We start from the raw sequence: 4,588 nt of genomic DNA, 5'->3' as shown, positions 1-4,588 counted from the left end.
TATCGGATGAAAGCCTGGGCTGACTCCCCCTGCTTGGCCCAGGCTTTCATCCGATACAGGCTGATGCTGTTCATGGCGTCCTCTCCTCTGGCTCTGCTGTCGTGATGGCCGAGCGTCACTGTCGGCGACTAGCCGGGATCTAGCAGGGATCGGGCCAACCGGCTCTCTGCATGCGCCGGCCACCCGCAGGGGCGTCTTGCGGCGGTGCGCGGTGCAAATTGCGCCGACGGTGCTGCAAAACGCAAAAAAGAGTCTCATTCTGAACCTTGATTCTTGCCGTGCAAGCGCCGCAGGTGCAAAGCGCGGGGCGGCCGAACGCCGTGCCCGGTGTCTCCCCTGGCTGGCGTGCCCCTTGCATTGACGGGTAACAGAGTAAGCACGATCCGTTGCCCGGTGGCTGGGAGGCCCTATGAGACTCGGAGTGAACCAGATAGCCATGCTCTATTACGCCGCCGGCCTCTTGCTGATGAAGGGGATCTCCCTGCTGATGCTGCCGGTGCTGACCCACCTGCTGGCACCCCGGGAGTATGGCCAGCTGGAGGTCTTGCTGACCATCATCAACCTGGGCTCCCTCATCCTGGGGTTCGGGCTGGTGGATGCCCTCTATCGCTTCGCCGGGATGGCGGCAGATGAGGACGAGCGCAAGCAGGTGGTGGCGCGGGTGTTCGGCCTGGTCTGGATCATCGCGCTGGCGAGCCTGGTGCTGCTCTGGTGGCTGGCACCCCTGGTGCAGCGGCTGCTGCCAACCGAAACCCGCCTTGCCGATGTGCGCTGGGTGCTCTGCGCCCTGCCGTTCGAGGGGGTGATCGGGGTGCCGCTGGCCTGGCTGCGGATGCGCAATCAGGCCCGTCTCTTCTTTGTGGCCACCGCCGGCAAGGCGGTGATCCAGTCCCTGCTGACCGCCTGGTGGCTCTGGCTCGGCTGGGGCGTGAGCGGGGTGCTCGCCTCCGGCACCCTCACCTGTGTCGGGCTGGCGCTGCTGCTGAGCCTCTGGCAGTGGCGCGATGGCGGCATCCGCTTTGACTGGCAATACTACCTCCCCCTGCTGCGCTACGGCCTGCCGCTGGTGGTGAGCGGGCTGGCGGGCTTTGCCCTGAGCGGGCTGGATCGCTGGCTGCTGGCCGAACACGTCGGCGAGGCCCTGCTGGCCTACTACGCGGTGGCGGGCAAGCTGGCACTGGCGGTGGGACTTTTGCTGCAACCCTTCGCCCTCTGGTGGTATCCGCGCCGCTTCATGCTGCTCAGGGAGCCGGATGGCCTGCGCCTCAACGCCCACTACAGCGTGCTCGGCTCCGTGCTGGGGTTTGCCACCGCCGGGGTGGTGGGGCTCACAGCGCCCCTGCTCATTCGCTGGCTCACCCCCGAGAGTTACCACGGGGCCATCGCCTATATCCCGCTGCTGGTGCTGGGGATGGCGGTGCGCAACGTCTCTGATCTGCTCAACGTCGGCTGCTTCAGCGGCGAGGAGAGCAAGGCCCAGATGATTATCAATCTGGGATGCAGTCTGCTCGGCGTCCTTGGCTTTTTGCTCGCCATTCCGCACTTCGGGGTGGCCGGGGTGATCTGGACCCTGCTGCTGGTCTACCTGGTACGGGCGCTCGCCTTCTATCTGGTGAGCCAGCGGTTGCTGCCGCTGCCTTACCGTCTCTCCATGCTGTGGGCGAGCAGTGCCGGCTCCCTTGCCATGATGTGGCTCGGCCAGTGGTGGGCAGGGCAATGGGCCGCCTGAGCCACGCCCTCTGGGGGCTGGCCGCCACCCTGGTGGTGGCCGGACTCTGGTGGCGGCTGCCGCACCCGCTGCTGCTGCCGGTGCTGGGGCTGGCCATTCCCGCCATCTGGTTTGCCCTGCGCTGGCCGTTTCTGATGGTGCTGGGGTTCGTCACCTTCTCGTTTTTCCGGCTGCACGAGGTGTTTCCCCAGCTCTATCCCCTCAAGATCCCGCTGCTCTTCTCGCTGGCGGCGATCGGCGCCCTGATCTGGCACACCCTGCTCACCGGCCGCATCAAGCCCTACTGGAGCCAGCCCCTCAGCTGGTTGACCGCCTTCTTCGTGATGGTCTCCATCGGGGTGCTGTTTGCCAGCAACCGGGGGGAGGCGATCGCCACCTGGACCGGCAGCTACAGCAAGATCTACCTGATGACGCTGGCCACCGCCTGGCTGGTACGCAGGCCGGAGGACTTCGCCCTGGCGGTGCGGGTCTTCGTGGTGGCCGGCTGCATGGTGGCCCTGGTGGCGCTCTACAACAAGAGCAGCGGCATCGGGCTGGTGGAGGGGACCCGGGTCACCATAGGGCGCGAGCTCGGCTCTGTGCTGGGGGATCCCAACGATCTGGCGCTGGTGCTGCTGTTTCCTGCCGGCTTCTCCCTGAGCCTGCTGCTCAACCGGGGCAACGGCCTGGGAGGGCGCATCCTGGGGGCGGTGGGGTTCGTGCTGGTGGCCGCCGCCATCATCGCCACCCAGAGTCGCGGCGGCCTGCTCGGGATCTGTGCGGTGAGCGGCCTCTTTGCCTGGCAGCGGGTGCAGTCGAAAACCCTGCTGATCCTGTGCGGCACCCTGGCGCTCCTGGTGCTGTTCGCCGCCGCCGGGATAAGCGACAGGGCCTCCGGCGGGGCGGCGGAGAGCGGGGTGGATGCCTCGGCCATGGGCCGCCTCTACGCCTGGCAGGCCGCCTGGGGCATGGCGCTGGCCCATCCGCTCATCGGGGTGGGGCTCTCCAACTTCTACTACAACTACTTCTTCTACAGCCCCCACTGGGACGGCCTCAACCACGCGGTGCACTCCACCTGGTTCGGGGTACTGGCGGAGACCGGCTTCGTGGGGCTGACCCTGTTTGTCGGCATGGTGGCGGTGACCCTCTACCGGGCGTGGCACTGCCGCCTGGATGGCATGCCTCCTGCAGTAGTCACAGCCATGCAGGGGGTGATGGCGAGCATGGTGGGGTTCGTCATCTCGGGGTCCTTCCTGACCCAGGGCTTTACCTGGCCCATCTATCTGGAGCTGTCGCTGGCGGTGGCAGCCATCAAATATGTCCGGCAGGCCAGGGAAGCGGAAATGGCCATGGCCGGGGCGGAGCGGGATAAACAGGAAAAGGGAGCAGAGTCATGAGCGCAACCCCCATTTTGCTGGTGCACTACGGCGAGAACTGGATCCGTGGCAGCGAGCGCTGCCTGCTGGATCTGCTGGCCCACCTGGATCGCAGCCGCTTTGCCCCCCTGCTCTGGTGCAACAGCCAGCAGCTGGCAGAGGAGGCCGCCCTGCTCGGGGTGAAGGCGGTGGTCGAGCCCTTCTCTCTGCTGCTGGGCTGGCAGGCCCCCCGCTTCGATCTGGCCGCCCACCGGGCCCTGTGCCAGCGGGCGCAGGCACTGATAAGCGAGCACGGCATCACCCTGGTGCACGCCAACAGCGCCGCCCCCTGCCAGTGGCTGGCCGGGGTGTGCCGCAAGATGAAGGTGCCCCTGGTGTGCCATCTGCACGCCCGTTATCAGCCCAGAGACAGGTTCAGTCTGCGGGTGCATCAGGCCAACGTGCTGATCGGGGTAAGCCAGCCGGTGCTGGCCCCCTGGCGGGAGGATGGCTGCGAGCACACCCGGCTGGTCCACATCGCCAACGGGGTGGATGAGATGCGGCTCAATCGGGGTGAGCCCTGGCCCGTCAGCAGCCTGCCCGGGCTGCCGTCGGGGGAGCTGATCCTGGCCACCATAGGGTCGCTGATCAAACGCAAGGGGGTGGACCTGCTGATCCGCTCCCTGGCCGAGCTCTGCGCTCAGGGGGGCAAGGCACAGCTGCTGGTTGTCGGCAGCGGCCCCGAACAGGCCGCGCTCACGGCATTGGCCGCTGAGCTGGGGGTGGCCGAGCGGGTGCACTTTCTCGGCGAGCGGCCTGACAGCGCCGCCATCCTGCGAGGCGGGGTGGATCTGCTGGTTTCCGGCGCCCGCGAGGAGGTGTTCGGCCTGACCCTAGCCGAGGCGGGCATGCTGGGGCTGCCGGTCAGCGCCTATCGGGTGGGGGGCATCCCCGAGGTGGTGGAGCACGGGATCACGGGCCTCCTGGCAGACCCCGGCAACTGGCGGCAGATGGCGGCCCACTGGCAGCGATTGAGCGCTCCGGCCCTGCGCAGCCGATTGGGGCTGGCGGGGCAGCTGCGTGCCAGCCAGCTGTTCACGGTCAAACGCTATGTGGAGAAGGTGAGCGCGCTCTGGTCGGCGACGCTGGCGGGGCGCTGGGACAGCCCTGCGCGCGCCCCCTATGGCCGCATGGTGCGCTGGCTCGGGCAGCGTCTGCTGGCCAGGGTGGGTCTTGCGGGGGAAGGTGCGCTGGCCGGGAGCCGGAGCCTCACCATCCCATCGGACGAAGGAGTGCAATCATGAATCAACGTCATGAGCCGGCCGCCGCAATGGCAGGCATGGGGACGCGGTCAAGCGCGACGACAAAGCTGGTGCTGGTGGATCCCATCCCGTTTCGCGGGGGCTCCAAGGTGGCGACCGAGGCGATGCTGGAGGCCCTGAGCGAGCGCATGCCCGCCATGGAGCACCACGTGCTGACCGCCGATCATGGCTCCTGGCCTGCCTGCCGGCACCACCACCTCCGG

Annotated in this window: 3 protein-coding genes and 1 pseudogene; all 4 read left to right on the top strand. The window is 67.7% G+C overall.

Annotated elements, in window-relative coordinates; translation table 11 throughout:
• Positions 1 to 409 precede the first annotated feature (409 nt).
• A complete protein-coding gene (locus tag BN1136_RS05040; protein WP_043760864.1) occupies positions 410 to 1,729 on the top strand; it encodes a lipopolysaccharide biosynthesis protein in 1,320 nt (439 codons plus the stop codon).
• Complete coding sequence (locus BN1136_RS05035; protein WP_043760861.1) at positions 1,717 to 3,105, top strand: O-antigen ligase family protein; 1,389 nt, start codon at positions 1,717 to 1,719, stop codon at positions 3,103 to 3,105. Before BN1136_RS05040 ends, BN1136_RS05035 begins: the two co-directional genes overlap by 13 nt.
• Positions 3,102 to 4,367, top strand: a complete 1,266-nt coding sequence (locus tag BN1136_RS05030) for a glycosyltransferase family 4 protein (protein ID WP_043760858.1) — start codon at positions 3,102 to 3,104, stop codon at positions 4,365 to 4,367. The genes BN1136_RS05035 and BN1136_RS05030 overlap by 4 nt, the downstream gene beginning before the upstream one ends.
• A pseudogene (locus BN1136_RS05025) lies at positions 4,364 to 4,588 on the top strand (glycosyltransferase family 4 protein); the annotation flags it as partial. The gene BN1136_RS05030 and the pseudogene BN1136_RS05025, both read left to right, overlap by 4 nt.

Origin of the sequence: Aeromonas taiwanensis (assembly GCF_000820165.1) — a bacterium.
Taxonomy (GTDB): Bacteria; Pseudomonadota; Gammaproteobacteria; order Enterobacterales; family Aeromonadaceae; genus Aeromonas; species Aeromonas taiwanensis.
Note: the sequence above shows the minus strand (reverse complement) of the source record. Positions and strands in the feature narration are given on the sequence as shown.